This window comes from Microbacterium sp. SA39, assembly GCF_000967865.1.
GTDB lineage: Bacteria > Actinomycetota > Actinomycetes > Actinomycetales > Microbacteriaceae > Microbacterium.
This window is the reverse complement of record NZ_JXRU01000032.1, coordinates 79,439-97,660: the sequence shown is the minus strand read 5'-3', so window position 1 is coordinate 97,660 and position 18,222 is coordinate 79,439. Positions and strand designations below refer to the sequence as shown.

The 18,222-nt window shown below is 67.8% G+C and carries 16 protein-coding genes; 1 reads left to right on the top strand and 15 read right to left on the bottom strand.

The window, feature by feature from the left end; all coding sequences use genetic code 11:
• Nucleotides 1-19: 19 nt before the first annotated feature.
• The 7 genes from RS85_RS08170 to rsmA all read right to left on the bottom strand — a co-directional run bounded on the left by RS85_RS08170 (nt 20) and on the right by rsmA (nt 8,229).
• Nucleotides 20-1,141 (bottom strand): substrate-binding domain-containing protein, encoded by a 1,122-nt coding sequence (locus RS85_RS08170; RefSeq protein WP_046012943.1) that lies wholly within the window; start codon nt 1,139-1,141, stop codon nt 20-22.
• 58 nt (nt 1,142-1,199) lie between these two features.
• A complete protein-coding gene (mmsB, locus tag RS85_RS08165) occupies nt 1,200-2,555 on the bottom strand; it encodes a multiple monosaccharide ABC transporter permease (RefSeq protein WP_046012942.1) in 1,356 nt (451 codons plus the stop codon).
• Nucleotides 2,552-4,072: a multiple monosaccharide ABC transporter ATP-binding protein gene (gene mmsA, locus RS85_RS08160; RefSeq protein WP_327037210.1), complete on the bottom strand. Its 1,521-nt coding sequence runs from the start codon at nt 4,070-4,072 to the stop codon at nt 2,552-2,554. Before mmsA ends, mmsB begins: the two co-directional genes overlap by 4 nt.
• 158 nt (nt 4,073-4,230) lie before the next feature.
• The gene (locus RS85_RS08155) at nt 4,231-5,244 is read right to left on the bottom strand and encodes a LacI family DNA-binding transcriptional regulator (protein ID WP_046012940.1); all 1,014 of its coding nucleotides are present in this window, start codon (nt 5,242-5,244) and stop codon (nt 4,231-4,233) included.
• Between the two features lie 98 nt (nt 5,245-5,342).
• Nucleotides 5,343-6,275, bottom strand: a complete 933-nt coding sequence (locus RS85_RS08150) for a 4-(cytidine 5'-diphospho)-2-C-methyl-D-erythritol kinase (RefSeq protein WP_046012939.1) — start codon at nt 6,273-6,275, stop codon at nt 5,343-5,345.
• Nucleotides 6,276-6,282: 7 nt separating this feature from the next.
• The gene (gene mgrA, locus RS85_RS08145) at nt 6,283-7,350 is read right to left on the bottom strand and encodes an L-glyceraldehyde 3-phosphate reductase (RefSeq protein ID WP_046012938.1); all 1,068 of its coding nucleotides are present in this window, start codon (nt 7,348-7,350) and stop codon (nt 6,283-6,285) included.
• Between the two features lie 9 nt (nt 7,351-7,359).
• Nucleotides 7,360-8,229 (bottom strand): 16S rRNA (adenine(1518)-N(6)/adenine(1519)-N(6))-dimethyltransferase RsmA, encoded by an 870-nt coding sequence (rsmA, locus tag RS85_RS08140; protein ID WP_046012937.1) that lies wholly within the window; start codon nt 8,227-8,229, stop codon nt 7,360-7,362.
• 36 nt (nt 8,230-8,265) lie between these two features.
• On the opposite strand from rsmA, the gene RS85_RS08135 reads away from it, so the two are divergent.
• Nucleotides 8,266-9,540, top strand: coding sequence for an MFS transporter (locus tag RS85_RS08135; protein ID WP_046012936.1), 1,275 nt, complete (start codon nt 8,266-8,268; stop codon nt 9,538-9,540).
• Nucleotides 9,541-9,544: 4 nt separating this feature from the next.
• On the opposite strand, the gene RS85_RS08130 is transcribed toward RS85_RS08135, so the two are convergent.
• Genes RS85_RS08130 through RS85_RS08095 form a run of 8 tightly spaced genes read right to left on the bottom strand, consistent with a single transcriptional unit; the run spans nt 9,545 to nt 18,179 of the window.
• Nucleotides 9,545-9,976, bottom strand: a complete 432-nt coding sequence (locus tag RS85_RS08130) for a type II toxin-antitoxin system VapC family toxin (RefSeq protein WP_046012935.1) — start codon at nt 9,974-9,976, stop codon at nt 9,545-9,547.
• Nucleotides 9,973-10,230: a type II toxin-antitoxin system Phd/YefM family antitoxin gene (locus tag RS85_RS08125; RefSeq protein WP_046012934.1), complete on the bottom strand. Its 258-nt coding sequence runs from the start codon at nt 10,228-10,230 to the stop codon at nt 9,973-9,975. Before RS85_RS08125 ends, RS85_RS08130 begins: the two co-directional genes overlap by 4 nt.
• Before the next feature lie 53 nt (nt 10,231-10,283).
• Nucleotides 10,284-11,174 carry a TatD family hydrolase gene (locus tag RS85_RS08120; RefSeq protein WP_046012933.1) on the bottom strand — a complete coding sequence of 297 codons (891 nt, stop codon included), beginning with the start codon at nt 11,172-11,174 and terminating at the stop codon, nt 10,284-10,286.
• A gap of 3 nt (nt 11,175-11,177) precedes the next feature.
• The gene (gene metG, locus RS85_RS08115; RefSeq protein WP_046012932.1) at nt 11,178-12,755 is read right to left on the bottom strand and encodes a methionine--tRNA ligase; all 1,578 of its coding nucleotides are present in this window, start codon (nt 12,753-12,755) and stop codon (nt 11,178-11,180) included.
• Nucleotides 12,756-12,787: 32 nt separating this feature from the next.
• The gene (locus tag RS85_RS08110) at nt 12,788-14,326 is read right to left on the bottom strand and encodes a molybdopterin-dependent oxidoreductase (RefSeq protein WP_046012931.1); all 1,539 of its coding nucleotides are present in this window, start codon (nt 14,324-14,326) and stop codon (nt 12,788-12,790) included.
• Between the two features lie 27 nt (nt 14,327-14,353).
• Nucleotides 14,354-15,523: a glycoside hydrolase family 1 protein gene (locus RS85_RS08105; RefSeq protein ID WP_046012930.1), complete on the bottom strand. Its 1,170-nt coding sequence runs from the start codon at nt 15,521-15,523 to the stop codon at nt 14,354-14,356.
• Between the two features lie 20 nt (nt 15,524-15,543).
• Complete coding sequence (locus tag RS85_RS08100; protein WP_052703484.1) at nt 15,544-17,268, bottom strand: ABC transporter ATP-binding protein; 1,725 nt, start codon at nt 17,266-17,268, stop codon at nt 15,544-15,546.
• Nucleotides 17,265-18,179: an ABC transporter permease gene (locus RS85_RS08095; RefSeq protein WP_046012929.1), complete on the bottom strand. Its 915-nt coding sequence runs from the start codon at nt 18,177-18,179 to the stop codon at nt 17,265-17,267. Before RS85_RS08095 ends, RS85_RS08100 begins: the two co-directional genes overlap by 4 nt.
• Nucleotides 18,180-18,222 lie beyond the last annotated feature (43 nt).

The following is an 18,222-nucleotide window of genomic DNA, read 5'->3' as shown; positions in this document are numbered from 1 at the left end:
CTCGATGAAGGCGAGTGTCTTACTCGTAGGACTTGACGATCTCGAGGAGGCTCGGGACGTTGGCGTATGCCTCGGCCGCGTTCTCCTTCGTGACGATCAGCGGCTCGAGCAGGTACGACGGCACGATCTTCGCGCCGTTGTCGTAGGACTCTTCGTCGTTGACCTCGGCCTCTTCGCCCTTCTGGAGCTGGCCGACCATCTTGATGGCCTGCTCGACCAGGAGCGTGGTGTCCTTGTTGATCGAGGAGTACTGGACGCCCTCCATGATCGACTTGACGGACTCGACCTCGGAGTCCTGACCCGTGACGACCGGGACCGGCTTGCCGGCCTGCTGCACCGAGGTGATGATGGCGCGAGCAAGGGTGTCGTTCGGGGACAGGACGCCGTCGAGGACGGTGTCACCGCTGTACGACGAGGTGAGCAGCGTGTCGGCGCGGTTCTGCGCGTTCTCCGGCAGCCAACCCTCGGTCGCCGTCTGGGCGATCTCGGTCTGACCCGAGACGACGACGAGCGTTCCGTCGTCGATCTTCGGCTGCAGGACCTCCATGGCCCCGTCGAAGAAGACCGCGGAGTTCGCGTCATCCGGCGAGCCCGAGAACAGCTCGATGTTGTACGGAGCCTCGTGGCCCGCGCGCTCGGCGAGACCGTCGAGCAGAGCCTGCCCCTGGAGCTGACCGACCTTGAAGTTGTCGAAGGCGACGTAGTAGTCGACGGCCTCGGTGTTCTCGATCAGACGGTCGTAGGCGATGACCTTCGCGCCGGCGTCCTGGGCAGCCTGCACCTGGGTCGCCAGCTGCTTGCCGTCCTTGGCACCGATGATGATGACCTTGGCGCCGTTGGTGACGAGAGCCTGGATCTGGTTCTGCTGCTCGGCAACCGTGTTGGACGCCGGAGCGTACTGCACGTCGGCCTTGAAGCCGGCCTCTTCGAGTCCGTTCTTGAACAGCTCACCCGCGAGAACCCAGTTCTCCGAGGTCTTGTCCGGAAGCGCGACACCGATCGTCGAGTCAGCCGCGAAACCCGCTGCTGCCTCGTCGCCGCCATCGGCTCCGGTGTCGCCGCCGCGCTCCGCAGAGCAGCCGGTGAGTGCGAAGGCGCCCGCGGCGACAAGCGCTGTCGCCGTCAGAAGAATCTTCTTCATGTGATCTCTTTCTCTGGTGTGTGAAGGTCGTCTCACGCGTGCGAACGCGAGTCGACCCCTACTTTCCGCTCGTCTTGTCGACGGGTGGGGCTTGGTAGGTCTTGTTGGGCTCGAAGGTCTGCAGCGCAGGATCCTCCTTGCGGCCGAAGCGGCGCGTCATGAAGCCGATGAGCGACGGGCGCCCCTGCTGCTTGTTCCAGACGTCGATTCCCACGGCGAACAGGAGCACGACGCCCTTGACCATCGAGACGACGTCGGCACCCTGGCCGAGCAGCGCGAGGCCGTTGTTGAGGAAGGCCATCACGAGACCACCGATGATCGAGCCGATCACGGTGCCGATACCGCCGGCGACCGCAGCACCACCGATGAAGACAGAGGCGATGGCGTCGAGTTCCCAGCCGGTGCCGTCGTTCGGCCCGGAAGCCTGGGAGCGGGCGACGAAGATCATGCCGGCGAGAGCCGCGAGCACCGACATGTTCATCATCACGAAGAAGTCGACCCAGCGGTCCTTCACGCCCGAGAGGCGCGCCGCCTGCCGGTTGCCGCCGACCGCGTAGATGTGGCGTCCGAACACGGTGTTGCTCGTGATGAAGGTGTAGACGATGACGAGGCCCAGCAGGATCAGGCCGGGCACCGGGAAGCTCGTCCCGGGACGACCCGTGGCGAACATCCACGCCGCAGCGAGCACGACGACGGAGAGCAGCACGACCTTGGTCACGCTCACCCACAGGGGCGCCCGGTCGGAGCCCATCTTCTTCTGGACGCGGCGGGTACGGATCTCCCAGAACACGAGCCAGGCGACCGCGACGAGCGCGAGCAGCATCGTCGGGATGTTGAACGGCAGCGGGATGCCGATCTCGGGCAGGTAGCCCGTCCCGATGATCTGGAATCCCTTCGGCACGGGAATGGTCTGCGCGTCACCGATCCACTGCTGCATGCCGCGGAAGAGGAGCATGCCGGCCAGAGTCACGATGAAAGCGGGAACACCGACGTAGGCGACCCAGAATCCCTGCCACGCGCCGACCGCGGCTCCCACGGCGAGGCCGAGCAGGATCGCGAGCGGCCAGGCCAGATTCCATTCCTCCATCGACTTGGCGACGATGATGCCGGTGAGAGCGGCGACGGAGCCGACCGAGAGGTCGATGTGCCCCATGATGATGACCATCACCATGCCGATCGCGAGGATCAGGATGAACGAGTACTGGTTGATGACGTTGATCAGGTTGCCCGAGGTGAGCGTCGCGCCGTTGGGGCCGTTGCGCAGCAGGGTCAGCACCTCGAACAGCACGATGATGACGATCAGGCTGCCGAGGATGCCGAACTGACGCAGCGTCGACGTGCCGCCGCCTCCGAACATCTTCGTGATGTCCTTGAAGTGGAATCCGCTCTTCGCGGGGGTGGATTCGGTGGTCATGCGGATGCTTTCTGGTTCGCGGAGGTCATGCTGCGCATGAGGGCCTCGGGTGTCGCCTGGTCGGCCGGGATGCAGTCGGTGACCCGACCTTCGAAGACGGTGTAGATGCGGTCGGAGATGCCCAGCAGCTCCGGCAGCTCGCTGGAGATGACGATGACGCCCTTGCCCTGTGCCGCGAGCTCGTTGATGATCGCGTAGATCTCGTACTTCGCTCCGACGTCGATGCCGCGGGTGGGCTCGTCGAGGATCAGCAGGTCGGGGTCGGTGAACATCCACTTCGCGAGGACGACCTTCTGCTGGTTGCCGCCGGAGAGCTTTCCGACGCCTTCCTCGACCGAAGGAGTCTTGATCCGCAGCGCCTTGCGATAGCGGTCGGCGATCTCGAACTCCTCGCGAGCGTCGACGACGCCGCGGCGGGAGATCTTCGAGAGCTTCGCGGCGACCACGGACCGCTTGATCGTGTCGAGGAGGTTGAGGCCGAGCGTCTTGCGGTCCTCGCTCACGTAGGCGAGACCGTGCTTGATCGCGGCGGCGACATCGGGCAGGACGATCTCCTGACCGTCCTTGATCATCGTGCCGCCCAGGAACGTGCCGTAGGAGCGGCCGAACATGCTCATCGCGAACTCGGTGCGTCCGGCGCCCATGAGTCCCGCGATGCCGACGACCTCGCCGCGGCGCACGTTGAGGTGCGAACCCTTTACGACCATGCGCTCGGAGACGGTCGGATGCTGCACCCACCAGTCCTTGACCTCGAAGAAGACCTCTCCGATGTCGGGCGTGCGGTCGGGGTAGCGGCTCTCCAGCGACCGGCCGACCATCCCGCGGATGATGCGGTCCTCGTTGATCTCGCCGCGCGAGATGTCGAGCGTCTCGACGGTGCGGCCGTCGCGGATGATGGTGATCTCATCGGCGATCTGCTCGATCTCGTTGAGCTTGTGGCTGATCATGATCGACGCGATGCCCTTGGCCTTGAGGCCGAGGATCAGGTCGAGCAGGTGCTGCGAGTCGGACTCATTGAGCGCGGCGGTCGGCTCGTCGAGGATGAGGAGCCTGACGTCCTTGTTGAGGGCCTTGGCGATCTCGATGAGCTGCTGCTTGCCGACGCCGAGGGTCTTGATCTGCACGTCGGGGTCTTCGCTGAGACCGACGCGTGCGAGCAGCTCGGCCGCCCGCTGCTTCTGCGCCTGCCAGTCGATGCGTCCCAGGTGGCTGATCTCGTTGCCGAGGAAGATGTTCTCGGTGATCGAGAGCTCGGGGATCAGCGCGAGCTCCTGGTGGATGATCGCGATGCCGGCCTGCTCGCTCGCGACGATGTCCTTGAAGCGCTGCTCTTCGCCGTAGAGGAGGATCTCGCCGTCGTAGGTGCCGTACGGGTAGACACCCGAGAGCACCTTCATCAGGGTGGACTTCCCGGCGCCGTTCTCGCCGCAGATCGCGTGGATCTCGGCGGCGCGCACGGTGATGGATACGTCGGCGAGTGCCTTGACCCCCGGGAATTCCTTCGTGATGCTGCGCATCTCGAGAATGGGGCCTGACACTGTCGGCAACGTTGCTGTGGTGCTCACGTATCTTTCCTTGCAGACGTGCGGTCACCTTCGATGTGACCGTTCACATTGGATTACATCGTCCTCGCAGAACCCGACATCTGTCAAGTCCGCGCCAGTATTTCGTGTCGCTACCGTGATGCGGCGGACTCGCGCGCGCGGAGCAGCGTCTTCAGCGGACCGAACTCCGGAACCTGCTCGCCGCGGATCTGCGCGAGCAGGATCCGCACCGCTCGACGACCGAGCTCGGGGAAGTCCTGGTGCACGGTGGTCAGGGTCGGCGCGACATGCGCGGCGACGGGGATGTCGTCGAAACCGACCACGCTGACGTCGTGCGGCACACGGATGCGGGCGTCGCGGAAGCCGTGCATCAGGCCGATCGCCATCAGATCGTTTGCGGCGAAGACCGCCGTGAAGTCGCGGCGGCGCGACAGCTCCTGCCCCGCGAAATACCCGAAGTCCGCCGACCAATCGCCTCGGATCGGCGGGAAGGTGGGCAGGTCGGCCTCCCGCAACGCGTCGAGGTATCCCCGCATGCGCGACTCCGCCTCGATCCAGTCCTGCGGGCCGGCCAGATGCAGGATGTCGACGTGCCCGAGCGAGATGAGATGTTCGGTTGCCGCCCTGGCGCCTGCGACCTGATCGGCCGAGAGGCTGACCCCGTCCGAGCCGGACGCGGTCTGCAGGTTCACGAACGGGATGTCCGGAGACATTCCGCGCAGGACATGGAAGACGCGCACCTGCGGCGCGAGCACCACGATCCCGTCGACCTGCTCGCGCGAGAGCTGGCGCACGGCGTTGCCGATCGCCTCCGGCGTCGTGTCGGCGAGATTCAGGGTCGAGACCGAATATCCCTCTTCCCGGGCGGCATCCTCGATGCTGGCGATCGACGACGTCGGACCGAACTCTCCGATGGTCGCCGACAGGACGCCGAGCATGTTCGACTTGCTCGTCACCAGCGCGCGGGCCGCGAGATTCGGACGATAGTCCAGCACCGAGATCGCGTCGAGGACCTTGGCCTTCGTCTCGGGACGGATGCTCGGGTGATCGTTCAGCACCCGCGAGACGGTCTGGTGCGACACGCCCGCCAGACGCGCGACATCGCGGATGCTCGGCATCCGGGCACGCTCGGAGGCAGTCGACATCGCAGGCCTCCTCGCATGTGCACGGTCACATCGTCACTTCATTATGTCTGGCGATGGCCGTGCGTGCATCCTGTGATGCACGACAGGCGAGCGGAAGGTCAGGAGAGGATGCGCGCGCCGGCTACGGGGCCGTGCACGTGCAACGGGTCCAGACCCGCCTCGCGGAGGGTGGTCTGCACGTCCTGCGCGGTCTCCGGATCGGGGCACAGCAGAGCGATCGTCGGGCCCGATCCCGAGACGATGCCCTGCAGCGCCCCCGCCTCGACACCCCGACGGATCACGTCTTCCAGGTCGGGACGCTCGAACACGGCCGCCGCCTGCAGGTCGTTGAACAGACCATCGGCGAGCTGCGCGGGGTCACCCGAGCGCAGCGCCTGGAGCACGGGGATCGGCACATCCAGGGAGAGCGGAGGGTCGTCGGCGAGCGCGCCCTCCTCGTCGCGGAGGATGTCGAGCCGCTCGTAGACCACGGGCGTCGACAGCCCCTCGTCGCTCGTCACCAGGATCCAGTCGAAACGGCCTCGCGCGAGCGCCGGATTGAGCTGATCGCCGCGGCCGGTGCCGACGGCGGTGCCACCGTGCAGCGCGAACGGCACATCGGCGCCGAGCCGCGCGGCGAGATCGTGCATCCGCGCGGGTGAGAGGCCGGTGCCCCACAGCGCGTCGCAGGCGACGAGTGCCGCCGCGGCATCCGCCGATCCCCCGCCCATGCCGCCGGCCACCGGCACGCTCTTGCGGATCTCGAGGGCGACACCACCCGTGTACTCGGTCGCCGTCGCGAGCAGCTTCGCCGCCCGCATCGCAAGATTCCGGTCGTCCAGCGGGACGGAGTCCACATCCTCGACTCCGGACACCGTGATGGAGAAGTCGTCGGCATGCCGCGCGGTCACGTCCTCGTAGAGCGACACCGCCTGGAACACCGTCGCGAGGGCGTGATAGCCCTCCTCGTGCTTCCCGCCGACACCGAGGTAGACGTTGATCTTGCCCGGCGCACGCACGCGGACCGAGTCGGTGGTGGCGGCGAAGCTCATGAGCGGTTCAGAGCTCCGTCGACGAGGCCCACAGGTCGACGTCGATGCCGCCGGCGATCTCGTCGATGCGCGCGAGCTCCTCGACGGTGAGCGCCGGACCGTTCACGGCGGCGATGTTCTCGTCGAGCTGCTCGGGGCGGGAGGCGCCGATCAGCGCCGAGGCGACGACGGGATTGCGGAGGGTCCACTGCAGCGCGAGTTGCGCCAGCGACTGGCCGCGACCCTGGGCGATCTCGTTCAGCCCGCGCAGGGTCTGCAGAGCGGATTCGTCGAGCGGGGCTTCCGGGAGCGAGCCGCGCTTCTGCGCGCGCTCGGCCGTGCCGTCTCCGAGGTACTTGTCGGTGAGCAGCCCCTGCGCCAGCGGGGTGAACGCGATGGCGCCGAGACCCGACTGCTCCAGCGTCTCGGTCAGACCGTCCTCCACCCAGCGGTTCAGGATCGAGTAGGCCGGCTGGTGGATGACGAGCGGCGTGCCGAGGTCTTTCGCGACCGCCACGGCCTCGGCGGTGCGCTCGGCGCTGTACGACGAGATCCCGACGTAGAGCGCCTTGCCCTGTCGCACGAGCGTGTCGAGGGCGGCGACGGTCTCGGCGACGGGGGTCACCGGATCGGCGCGGTGCGAGTAGAAGATGTCGACGTGGTCGAGACCCATGCGGGTGAGCGACTGCTCGGCGCTCGCGAGGATGTACTTGCGGCTGCCGAAGTCGCCGTAGGGCCCCGGCCACATGTCCCAGCCGGCCTTGGACGAGATGATCAGCTCATCGCGGTAGGGCCGGAAGTCCTCGGCGAAGATGCGCCCGAAGTTCTTCTCGGCCGAGCCGTAGGGCGGGCCGTAGTTGTTCGCCAGGTCGAAGTGCGTGATACCCCGGTCGAACGCGTGGCGCAGCAGAGCACGCTGGTTGTCGAGCGGGATGTTGTCACCGAAGTTCCACCACAGGCCGAGCGAGATCGGCGGCAGGAACAGGCCCGAGGTGCCGACCTGGCGGTACTCGAACTGCTGGTAGCGGCTCTCGTCGGCCGCGTACGGACGGTGGAGTTCGGGAACGTCGGGGCGGAAGCGCGGAGACTCGGTCACCGTGCCAGATTAGTCCCTGATGCCCGACTCGCTCATCGAGACCGCGTGCTGCGCGATGCGCTGATAGTCCTCGACCGTGAGGTCTTCGCCGCGGGCGGTGGGGGCGACGCCGGCGGCGATCAGGACCTCGGATGCCGCGGCGGAACTGCCGAAGATCCCGGACAGCGCTTGCCGCAGCATCTTCCGGCGCTGGTTGAACGCGGCATCCACGATCTGGAAGGTGCGGCGACGCTCGTCCTCCGGCCCCCGCTCCCCCTCGGCGCGGTCGAATCCGACCAGCAGGCTGTCGACGTTCGGGACCGGCCAGAACACCTGACGCGACACGGTGCCCGAGAGCTTCCACTCCCCGTACCACGCCGCCTTGACGCTCGGGGTGCCGTAGATCTTCGACCCCGGCTTGGCGGCAAGCCGCTCCGCGACCTCGGACTGCACCATGACGACGCCACGCTGCAGGTACGGGAAGGTCTCCAGGAAGTGCAGGAGAACGGGCACGGAGACGTTGTACGGCAGGTTGGCGACGAGCACGGTGGGCTCGCCGTGCAGCTCGGTGATGCGAAGCGCGTCGGCGTCGACCACGGTCAGCCGGTCGGGCTCGACGCCGTGCTCGGCGGCGGTCTGGGCGAGGCGAGCTGCGAGCCGGTGATCGATCTCGACGGCGGTCACGGATGCCCCGGTCTCGAGGATCGCGAGAGTCAGCGAGCCGAGACCAGGACCGACCTCGACGACCCGCTCCCCCGGCTGGACGCGAGCGGCCTGCACGATCTTGCGGACGGTGTTGGCATCGACGACGAAGTTCTGCCCGAGCTTCTTCGTCGGGGTCACGTCGAGCTCGGCGGCGAGGCGGCGGATCTCGGAGGCGCCGAGCAGGGTGATGGTCATCCGTCCATTGTCCCTCACCCTCAGTAGTCTTTCGGGATGCCCTCCCTCGGTGAACTCGTCGCGCCTCGCCGCATGGGCCGTGATTTCCGGTGGCTGCTCGCGTCATCGTGGACGAGCAACGTCGGCGACGGTGTCGCTCTGGCGGCCGCGCCGCTGCTGATCGCATCGATGACCTCGTCTCCGCTGCTCGTCGCATCGGGGGCGATCCTGCAGTTCCTGCCCTGGCTGCTCTTCGGGCTGCACGCCGGTGCGATCGCCGACCGCTTCGACCGTCGCCGGCTGGTGATGTTCGCCAATGCCGCGCGCGCGGTCGTCCTCGCGGGCCTCTGCATGTTCCTCGTCACGGGCACCGCGAACATCTGGATCGTGCTTGCGGTCGCCTTCCTCTACGGCACGGCGGAAGTGTTCGTCGACACGGCAGGCAGCACGCTGCTGCCGATGCTCGTGAAGCCGGCCGATCTCGGCATCGGCAACGCGCGCCTGCAGGCGGGGTATCTCGTGGCGAACCAGTTCGCCGGACCGCCGCTCGGCGCCTTCCTGTTCGCCGCAGGTACAGCCTGGCCGTTCCTGGTCGAGGTGATCTGCGTATCGCTCGCCGTCGTGCTGATCTCGCGGATGGCGAAGACGCCCGTCCCGGCGCGCCCTTCGACAGGCTCAGGGACCCAGGAGAAAGAGCATCCGCCGGTGCGCACTGACATCGCCGAGGGGCTTCGGTGGCTGTGGCGCAATCCGCCGGTGCGGATGCTGGTGCTGATCATCCTGCTGTTCAACGTCACCTGGGCGGCACCCTGGGGCGTGCTCGTGCTGTACGCGACCGAGCACCTGAACATGGGTGCCGTCGGCTTCGGAGCGCTCACCACGGCATCCGCTCTGGGAGGAATCCTCGCGACGGTGAGCTTCGGCTGGCTGGAACGACACGTGTCGTTCGCGACGCTCATGCGCGTGGTGCTGTCGCTGGAGGTGCTCATGCACCTCTCGTTCGCGCTCACGACCACCGGCTGGGTCGCGCTCGTGATCATGTTCTTCTTCGGCGCCTACGCGTTCGTCTGGGGCACGATCTCGACGACCGTGCGGCAGCGGCTCGTCCCGGCCGAACTGCAGGGGCGGGTGGCCTCGGTGAACATGGTGGGTGTGTTCGGCGGCATGGTGATCGGTCAGGCGCTCGGCGGTGTGATCGCCGAGATCTGGGGGCTGACCGGACCGTGGTGGTTCGCTTTCGCGGGAGCGGCCCTCACGCTCGTCTTCGTGTGGAAGCCGATCTCGCAGATCGTGAGTGCGAAGCCGGTGGACGGCGCGGCAGACGCGATCTGAGCGATCAGGATCGACCGCTCGTGTCGACGGTCCCGAAGCCCTCCGCGAGCGCGGCCTCGAGAAGGCGATGGTCTCCGCTCGCGATCAGCACTCCGGGCGTCAGCACCATCGACACCGATGCGAGGTGCATGGCGTCGTAACCGCGCAGTCCGTGTCGGCTGGCGAGTTCCGCCGCTGCCTCGACCACCGTGGGCGCGGCCTCGATCAGGGTGAGCTGCCGGAGGAGCTCACCGCTCGCTTCTCGCAGCGCATCAGCCTCGCTCCACGACACGCGATTCATCCGCTGCCCCATCGCGATGGCGGCAGCAGTTTCGACGATGATGAGTCTCGAGCTGAAGACTGCGGCGCCTTCATCCCACAGCCGGGCAGCGACCGGTGTTCCGGGCTCCTGCAGCAGTAACGGGATGAACGCAGAGGTGTCGAAGTAGACGATCATCCACGCTGCTCGATGACGAGATCGCTCAGTGCGGTCCCGGCGTCGATCGGTGCAGGGCGTGGCCGACGCGCAACGGAGGGACGGGTTGCGATGCCTTCGGCGATCAGCTTCTCGAGCGCATCCTCGGACGTGATCGGCACGAGTCTCGCGACCGCCACACCCCGATCGGTGATGACCGTGCTCTCGCCGGCGCGCGCCGCGCTGACGTAGGTACTGAGGTGCGTCTTCAGTTCGCGAATTCCTACTTGCTGCATGATCCGCCTCCTTGTAGTCGCGAATCTATCACGATGCGACTACATCCCGGCGGTCAGTCGAAGGACCCGTAGACGCGGAGCGTGTTCGCGGCGATCTGCGCGGAGAGCTCATCGACGTCGAGTCCGAGCTCTGCGGCCATCAACCGCACGGTGATCGGCACGAGGTACGGGGCGTTGGGCCGACCACGCAACGGGACGGGCGTGAGGAACGGCGCATCCGTCTCGACGAGGATGCGGTCGAGCGGGGTGACCTTCAGCGCATCGCGCAGGTTCTGCGCGTTCTTGAACGTCACGTTCCCGGCGAAGGACAGGTGGTAGCCGGCATCCGCGCAGATCTTCGCCATCGCGTCGTCGCCGGAGAAGCAGTGGAACACCGTGCGGTCGGGCGCCCCGACGCGGGCGAGCGTCTCGAGAACGGCGTCGTGCGCGTCGCGATCGTGGATCTGCATCGCGATGCCGTGCTTCTTGGCGAGCGCGATGTGCGCCTCGAACGACTCGTGCTGGGGCGCCTGCCGCTCGGGTTCGGTGCGGAAGAAGTCCAGCCCCGTCTCGCCGATCGCTCTCGCCCGCGGGTGCGCGGCGAGTTCGTCGATCACGGCGATCGCCTCATCCAGACCGACACCGCCGAGACGACCCTCCTCGGCGTAGGTCGGCGCGTCATTCGGATGGATCGCCACAGCCGCCAGCACACGAGGATCGGATGTCGCGGCCTCCACCGCCCACCGCGACGACTCGATATCGCCCGACGCCTGGATCACACCGGCGATGCCGACGGCGGCGGCGCGGTCGAGCTGCTCTGTCAGCGACAGCGGCTCGTCGCCGTCGAGGATCTCGAGATGCGCATGGTTGTCGTAGACGGGCACCGCGAGCGGCTCGGGAGCGGCCGGATACTTCAGATCCTTGCGGCCGTCTCCGGAGCGCTCGCGGACGTACGTGTCAGCCATGCGTCAGGCCGTGGACTCCACCCGCGGGAACAGCGGCGCGAGCGCGTTGACGCTCGTTCCGGGGCGCAGCGCGCCCCAGGTGCCGGCCTCACGGATGGGCTGGTTCTGCAGGCGGCCGAGCGAGTCACCGGCGCCCAGCGCGTGCCAGAGCTTCTCGGTCGACTGCGGCATGACCGGCGAGAGCAGCACGGCGAGCGCACGCAACCCCTCGGCGCAGGTGTAGAGCACGGTGCCGAGGCGCTCGCGCTGGGCCTCGTCGCGGGCCAGAGCCCACGGCTCGTTCTCGGTGATGTACCCGTTCAGCGCGTCGACGATCGTCCAGATCGCCGAGATGGCCTCGTCGATGCGGAACTGCGCGACGGCGGCATCCGCCTTCGTCGAGGCATCCGCGACGATCTTCTGGATCGCGAGGTCCTGCTCGATGTACTCGGCAGCCGGCGGCACGAGCCCAGAGAAGTACTTCTCGATCATCGCCGTGGTGCGCGAGGCGAGGTTGCCGAAGCCGTTCGCGAGCTCGGACTGGTACCGCGCGGAGAGGTCTTCCCACGAGAACGACCCGTCCTGCCCGAAGGCGATCGCCGACAGGAAGTAGTAGCGGTACGCGTCTGAGCCGAAGACGTCGGTGATCTCGGTCGGCGCGATGCCGGTGAGCTTCGACTTCGACATCTTCTCGCCGCCCACGAGCAGCCAGCCGTGCGCGAACACGCCCTTCGGCACCTCGAGCCCTGCGGCCATCAGCAGCGCCGGCCAGATCACGGCGTGGAAGCGGAGGATGTCCTTGCCGACCACGTGGTACGCGGGCCAGCGGCGCGCGAAGGTCTCCTCGTCGGCGCCGTAGCCGACCGCGGTGGCGTAGTTGAGCAGTGCGTCGACCCACACGTAGATGACGTGCGACTCGTCCCACGGCAGCGGAATGCCCCAGTCGAACGTCGAACGCGAGATCGACAGGTCCTTCAGTCCCTGGCTGACGAACGAGACGACCTCGTTGCGCGCCGAGTCGGGGCGGACGAAGTCGGGCTGCGTGCGGTACAGGTCGAGCAGGCGGTCCTGGAACTCGCTGAGCTTGAAGAAGTAGTTCTTCTCCTGCAGCAGTTCCAGCGGCTTCGAGTGGATCGCGCAGACCTTCAATCCCTCGAAGGGGCCGGTGCCGTCGACGATCTCGGACTCGGGCTTGAACTCCTCGCAGCCCACACAGTAGAGGGCCTCGTACTCGCCCGCGTAGATGTAGCCGCGGTCGTACAGGCGCTGGAAGAACGTCTGCACGTTCGTCTCGTGACGCTCCTGCGTGGTGCGGATGAAGTCGTCGTTGGCGACGTCGAGCGTCGTCAGCAGCGGGAACCAGCTCTCGCTGACGAGCTTGTCGACCCACTCCTGCGGCGTGACGTTGTTCGCGGCCGCGGCCCGCAGCATCTTCTGGCCGTGCTCGTCGGTGCCCGTCAGCATCCAGGTGTCGTCGCCGGCCTGGCGGTGCCACCGAGCGAGGGTGTCGACCGCTACCGTCGTGTACCCGTGGCCGATGTGCGGCACATCGGAGGGGTAGTAGATGGGCGTGGTGATATAGAACGATTCGCCTGCGGGCATGGGGTCAATTCTAGGTGCCGGGCCGGTGGTGGTTACGCGCCCACCGAAACCTCGATGCGGTGCCAGCCCTGGGCTCCGTCCGGCGCGGGAGCTGCCCGATCGGGAGTCTGCGTCTCCCCCTCCGCGCCGATCGCGCGGCACTCGATCGAGTGCCGACCGCTCTCCGCGGTCCACGGGACGCTCCACTGCACCCAGGTGTCATCCGAGATCGCCGTCGCGAGCTCTGCGCGCTGCCACTCGCCGTCGTCGATGCGGACCTCGACGCCCTCGACGCCGACGTGCTGCTGCCAGGCCATGCCGGCGATCACGGTCTCGCCCGCGTCGACCGAACCGCGGGGCACGTCGATGCGCGACTGCAGCTTGATCGGCCCGCGCTCGGACCACCCGCGAGGGGTCCAGTAGGCCTGGGCCCGATCGAAGCGCGTGACCTCGAGCTGGGTGACCCACTTGGTCGCCGAGACGTAGCCGTAGAGCCCCGGCACCACCATCCGCACCGGGAACCCGTGTTCCAGCGGCAGCGGTTCGCCGTTCATGCCGACCGCGAGCAGGGAGTCGCGGTCGTCGGTGAGAGCCTCGAGCGGAGTGGACGCCGTGAACCCGTCCGACGAGGTCGACAGCACCATGTCGGCATCCGCCGAGACGCCGGCACGAGCGAGGAGTTCCCGGATCGGATGCCCGAGCCAGCGCGCGTTCCCGATCAGCGAGCCGCCGACCTCGTTCGAGACGCAGGCGAGGGTGACATCCGCCTCCTGCATCGGCAGCGCGAGCAGCTCGTCCCACGAGATCACGACCTCGCGGTCGACCATGCCGTGGATGCGCAGCGACCAGTCGGCGGGGTCGATCCTGGGCACGATCAACGCCGTGTCGATCCGGTAGAAGTCGGCATTCGGCGTCACCACGGGGGCGAGGCCGAGGATGTCGAGCTCGGCACCCGCGGAAACGGCCGCGGCCTTGCGGGCCGCCGACGGAAGGCGCAACGCGTCGCGGACCGCCTCGATCGACCGGGTCGCCCCGCGGGCGACATTGCCGACGATCAGAGTTGCGACACCGACGGCCGCCGCACCGGCGGTCCAGACGAGGAAACGTCGACGATCCGCGCCGTCGACCGGGAGTCCGGCGACGGGGCGCAGCCGCCGGATGAGGAACTGCAGGACGAGCACGGCGACGAGCCCCGCGACGATCCCCGGCAGGAACGCGAAAGGTCCAGCTCCGGGGCGGATCATCGCAGCGACGACGGCCAGGGCACCGAGGGCCCCGAGGATCACCGCGCCGACGCCCGAGCGTCGCAGCTCGAGAACGCCGGCGAGTGCGGCGACGACCGCGAGAACGATCGCGATGCCCACCAGCAGCGCCACCTTGTCGCCCGTGCCGAACAGCGCGATCGCCGTGTCCTTCGCCCAGCTCGGCGCGAGGTCGATGAGCCCGCTCCCGATCACGGCGAAGGGACTGGCGGCCGGCTCGACGATCGCCGCTACCAGCTCCGCCGCGCCGACGCCGACGACCGCGGCGCTCAAGCCCGCGGCCGCCGCGCGCAGCCGGTCATCCCGCTTCTCGCGGTTCGCGTGGGTCATGTCCCGAGCGTAACCCCGCTGTCTATGTCACAGGCCGTTACGCCTCGCGACCTCGCCGAGCCACGCGAGGCTCGGCTTCGGCGAGCGCGCGAACGTCTCGTGGTCGAAGCCGATCAGCCCGAACGTCGGCGCGAAGCCGCTCGCCCACTCGTAGTTGTCGAGCGCGCTCCAGTGCTGGTACGCCCGCACGTCGATGCCGTCGGAGATCGCCCGATGCAGACCCTCGAGCGCACCCTGCGTGTAGGCGATCCGGCGTGCGTCGTCGGCGGTCGCGATGCCGTTCTCGGTCACGAGCACCGGCACACCGCCGCTGCGCTCCCAGGCGCTGCGCACGCCCAGCTCGAGCGCCTCGGGGAAGAATTCCCAGCCGGTGAGCGTGGTCTCGGCGTCGTCCGCGACCGGTCGCGGCCCCTCCGGACCGATGAACGTGCGGGTGTATGCCTGCACGCCGACGAAGTCGTCGCCGGCGGACTGGTCGAGGTACCAGTGGTCACGCGGATCGCCGTAGGTGGCGACCATCTCGTCCGCACCCGGCTCGCCGGTGGAGTGGAAGGCCTGCGTCGCGATGGTCCAGCCGGCCTGGACGCCTGCGACGGAGTGCAGGATCTCGGATGCCCGGTGGTGGGCGTCGAGCAGCGTGTCCGCGACCGCGAGGTCGGGGTTGGGCAGACCGAAGGCCACGAGGTTCGCGGCATCCTCTCCCCCGGCGAGCATCGCCGCGATGTTGGGCTCGTTGATCGTGCAGACGTACCGCACACCGTCGAGGATCGGCAGCACCGTCTCGACGTAGCGCGCGAAGAGGTCGACCGCGTCATCGGCCCGCCAGAAGCCGTCCTTCTGGAACCACTGCGGCACGGTGAAGTGCATCAGGGTGACCGTCGGGTCGAGCCCGTTCTCGCGGGCGGTGTCGATCATGCGGCGGTAGTGGTCGAGCATGGCGCGCGAGACGAACCCGCGCTCCGGCTCTATGCGCGCCCACTCCACCGAGAACCGGTAGGAGTTGAGCCCGGCATCCGCCAGCAGGCGCATGTCCTCCGGGTACCGGTGGAAGTGATCCGCGGCGTCGCCGGAGGGCTCCACCATCGACGAACCCGGAGCGTGCTCCATGGTCCACCAGTTGCTGGTCGTGTTGTTCCCCTCCACCTGATGGGCCGCGGTCGCAGCTCCCCAGAGAAAGCCGTCAGGGAATGTGAGCACGAGTGCTCCTTTCGGTCGTTCTATCGAATTCGAGCGGGATTGGGCACGGCGTCCAGCAGCTGGATCGTGTACGGGTCCTCCGGATGCTGCAGCACCTGCGAGGTCTCGCCTCGCTCGACGACCCGTCCGCTGTTCAGCACCAGGATGTTCTCGGTCACGAGGCGCGCGCTCAGCAGGTCGTGCGTGATGTAGAGCATGCTGATGCCCCAGCGCTCGCGCAGATCCTCGAGCAGTGCCAGCACTCCGGCGCGGAGCGAGACGTCGAGCATCGACACGGGCTCATCGGCGATCAGCACCTGCGGGTCGCTCGCGAGCGCCCTGGCGATCACGACGCGCTGGCGCTGCCCTCCGGAGAGCTGGTGCGGCAGCTTCGCCGCGAACTGCTCGACCGGCGTGAGGCCCACGGTCTCGAGAAGCTCGAGCACTCGCGCCCGCGCCTCCTGGCCGCGCAGCTTCGTGTAGTTCATGACCGGGCGGGTGAGCGCGTATTCGACCGTGTGCAGCGGGTTCAACGCCGCGTACGGATCCTGGAACACCATCTGCACGTCCTTGCGCAGGTCGCGCAGTCCCCGCCGCTTCAACGAGGCGACGTCGGTGTCACCGAATCGCACCGAACCGGAACTCGGCTTCTCGACGCCGGTGATCAGCTTCGCGATGGTGGACTTCCCCGATCCGGATGCTCCGACGAGGGCGAGCGCCTCGCCCGGCTCCAACCGGAACGACACGTCGTCGACCGCGGTGACGGCTTCCTGCCCGCGGCGCGGTGCCGGGTAGTGCTTCGACACACCCTCGACCACGATCGCCGCGTCCGCCCGTCGGGTGTCGCGCTCGGACACGGTCGGCACGGTCTCCGTGACGTCGGTCCGGGAGCGGCCCTCGCGTCGCCGCGTGCCGAGGTCGACGAAGCCCGGGATCGAGATCGTCTTCGCCCGCGGATCGGCGTAGTGGCTCAGCAGCATCCGCGTGTACTCGTCACTCGGATCGTCGAGGATCTTCCGGCTCGGAGCATCCTCGACGATCCGGCCCTCGTGCATGACCATCACACGATCGGTGGCCTCGAGGACGATGCCGAGGTCATGGCTGATCAGGATCGCGGTGAAGTGCTCCGTGCGCTGCAGCTCCTTGATGGTGTCCATCACGGCGTGCTGCACGAGAACGTCGAGCGCGGTCGTCGGCTCGTCGAACACCATGAGCTGCGGTTCGAGCGACAGCGCGAGCGCGATGGACGCCCGCTGGCGCATGCCGCCGGAGAGCTCTCCCGGGTACCGTCCCAGCACCTCGGCCTGGAGACCGACCTTGCCGATCAGTTCCCTGGCACGCGCATCGCGCGCTTCGCGCGGCACGTGTCCGTGCGCGGCGAAGATGTCCTGGAAATGGGAGCCGATCGTCCGCACCGGGTTGAGCGCGTTCATGCCCGACTGCAGCACCATCGCGAAGCCGCCCTGTCGCTGCTGCCGGAGCTCTTCGGTGCCCAGCTCGCGGATGTCGCGGCCGCCGAAGAGGATGCGACCACCGTTGATGCGAGCCGGCGGCTTCTGCAGGCGCGTGAGCGCGAAGCCCAGCGTGGACTTGCCCGAGCCGGACTCGCCGACCAGGCCGACGAACTCGCCGCGTCGCAGCGTGAACGACACGTCGTGCACGGCGGTCACCGGAGTCGTGCCGGGCGAGGCGTATTCGACCGAGAGGTCCTGCACGTCGAGCAGGATGTCGCTCTGTTCGGCAGACATGTTGTCGGAGACGGTCATCGTCCCTTCCCCTCTCGCAGGCGCGGGTTGGATATGCCGTCCACGCCGAAGTTGATGAGTGTGAGGCTCAGCGCCAGCAGCGCTATGCAGAGACCGGGGGCGAACAGCAGCAGCCACTGCCCGGTGAGCAGCGAGTTGGAGTTCTGCGCCCAGTAGAGCATCGTGCCCCAGCTGACGATGCTGGAGTCGCCGAGACCGAGGAACTCCAGTCCGGCCTCGGCGAGGATCGCCGCGGTGGCCGCCCCGAAGAGGGTGCCGGCGATGATCGACGTCATGTTCGGCAGGATCTCGCGGAAGATGATGCGCGCCCTGCTGTCGCCGGAGAACTGCGCCGAGGTGACGAAGTCGTTCCCGCGGAGCGACTGCGTCTGACTACGGAGCACTCGCGCACCCCACGCCCATCCGGTGACCACGATGACGGCGATGATCATCAGGATGCCGCCGTTCTGCAGATACGCGGCGATCACGATCATGAGCGGCAGACCGGGGATCACCAGGAACAGGTTGACGATGAAGCCGACGACGTCGCCGCCGAATCCGCGCATGTACCCCCAGCTGAGACCGATCAGGATCGCGACGATCGTGGAGAGGATGCCGGCAGCGAAACCGACGAGCAGGCTGACCTGCGCGCCGAAGATGAGCTGGCTGAGCACGTCCTCCCCGGCGGCCGTCGTCCCGAGCCAGTGCTCCCAGGAGGAGTCGAGGTTGCGCTCGAAGCTGTTGTCCTTGGGCCCGTAAGGCGCGAGCAGCGGAGCGAACACCGCAACCAGGACGAAGAACGCGAGGATGCAGAGACCCAGGCGCGCCTTCCCGTTCGACCAGAGGGTGCCGACCATCCGCCCGAACGCCCGCCAGGGGCTGGGGGCGGCGATGCGGTCGGCCGGGATCTTGACGTTCATGGTGGAGGTCATCGGCGAGTCCTCGGGTCGAGTACGCAGTGCAGACGGATGGGAA

Bases quoted from the DNA above. Each gene is read 5' to 3' on its own strand.
- RS85_RS08170 (WP_046012943.1), bottom strand. From the start codon at position 1,141: ATGAAGAAGATTCTTCTGACGGCGACAGCGCTTGTCGCCGCGGGCGCC.
- mmsB (WP_046012942.1), bottom strand. From the start codon at position 2,555: ATGACCACCGAATCCACCCCCGCGAAGAGCGGATTCCACTTCAAGGAC.
- mmsA (WP_327037210.1), bottom strand. From the start codon at position 4,072: ATGCGCAGCATCACGAAGGAATTCCCGGGGGTCAAGGCACTCGCCGAC.
- RS85_RS08155 (WP_046012940.1), bottom strand. From the start codon at position 5,244: ATGTCGACTGCCTCCGAGCGTGCCCGGATGCCGAGCATCCGCGATGTC.
- RS85_RS08150 (WP_046012939.1), bottom strand. From the start codon at position 6,275: ATGAGCTTCGCCGCCACCACCGACTCGGTCCGCGTGCGTGCGCCGGGC.
- rsmA (WP_046012937.1), bottom strand. From the start codon at position 8,229: ATGACCATCACCCTGCTCGGCGCCTCCGAGATCCGCCGCCTCGCCGCC.
- RS85_RS08135 (WP_046012936.1), top strand. From the start codon at position 8,266: ATGCCCTCCCTCGGTGAACTCGTCGCGCCTCGCCGCATGGGCCGTGAT.
- RS85_RS08130 (WP_046012935.1), bottom strand. From the start codon at position 9,976: ATGATCGTCTACTTCGACACCTCTGCGTTCATCCCGTTACTGCTGCAG.
- RS85_RS08125 (WP_046012934.1), bottom strand. From the start codon at position 10,230: ATGCAGCAAGTAGGAATTCGCGAACTGAAGACGCACCTCAGTACCTAC.
- RS85_RS08120 (WP_046012933.1), bottom strand. From the start codon at position 11,174: ATGGCTGACACGTACGTCCGCGAGCGCTCCGGAGACGGCCGCAAGGAT.
- metG (WP_046012932.1), bottom strand. From the start codon at position 12,755: ATGCCCGCAGGCGAATCGTTCTATATCACCACGCCCATCTACTACCCC.
- RS85_RS08110 (WP_046012931.1), bottom strand. From the start codon at position 14,326: ATGACCCACGCGAACCGCGAGAAGCGGGATGACCGGCTGCGCGCGGCG.
- RS85_RS08100 (WP_052703484.1), bottom strand. From the start codon at position 17,268: ATGACCGTCTCCGACAACATGTCTGCCGAACAGAGCGACATCCTGCTC.
- RS85_RS08095 (WP_046012929.1), bottom strand. From the start codon at position 18,179: ATGACCTCCACCATGAACGTCAAGATCCCGGCCGACCGCATCGCCGCC.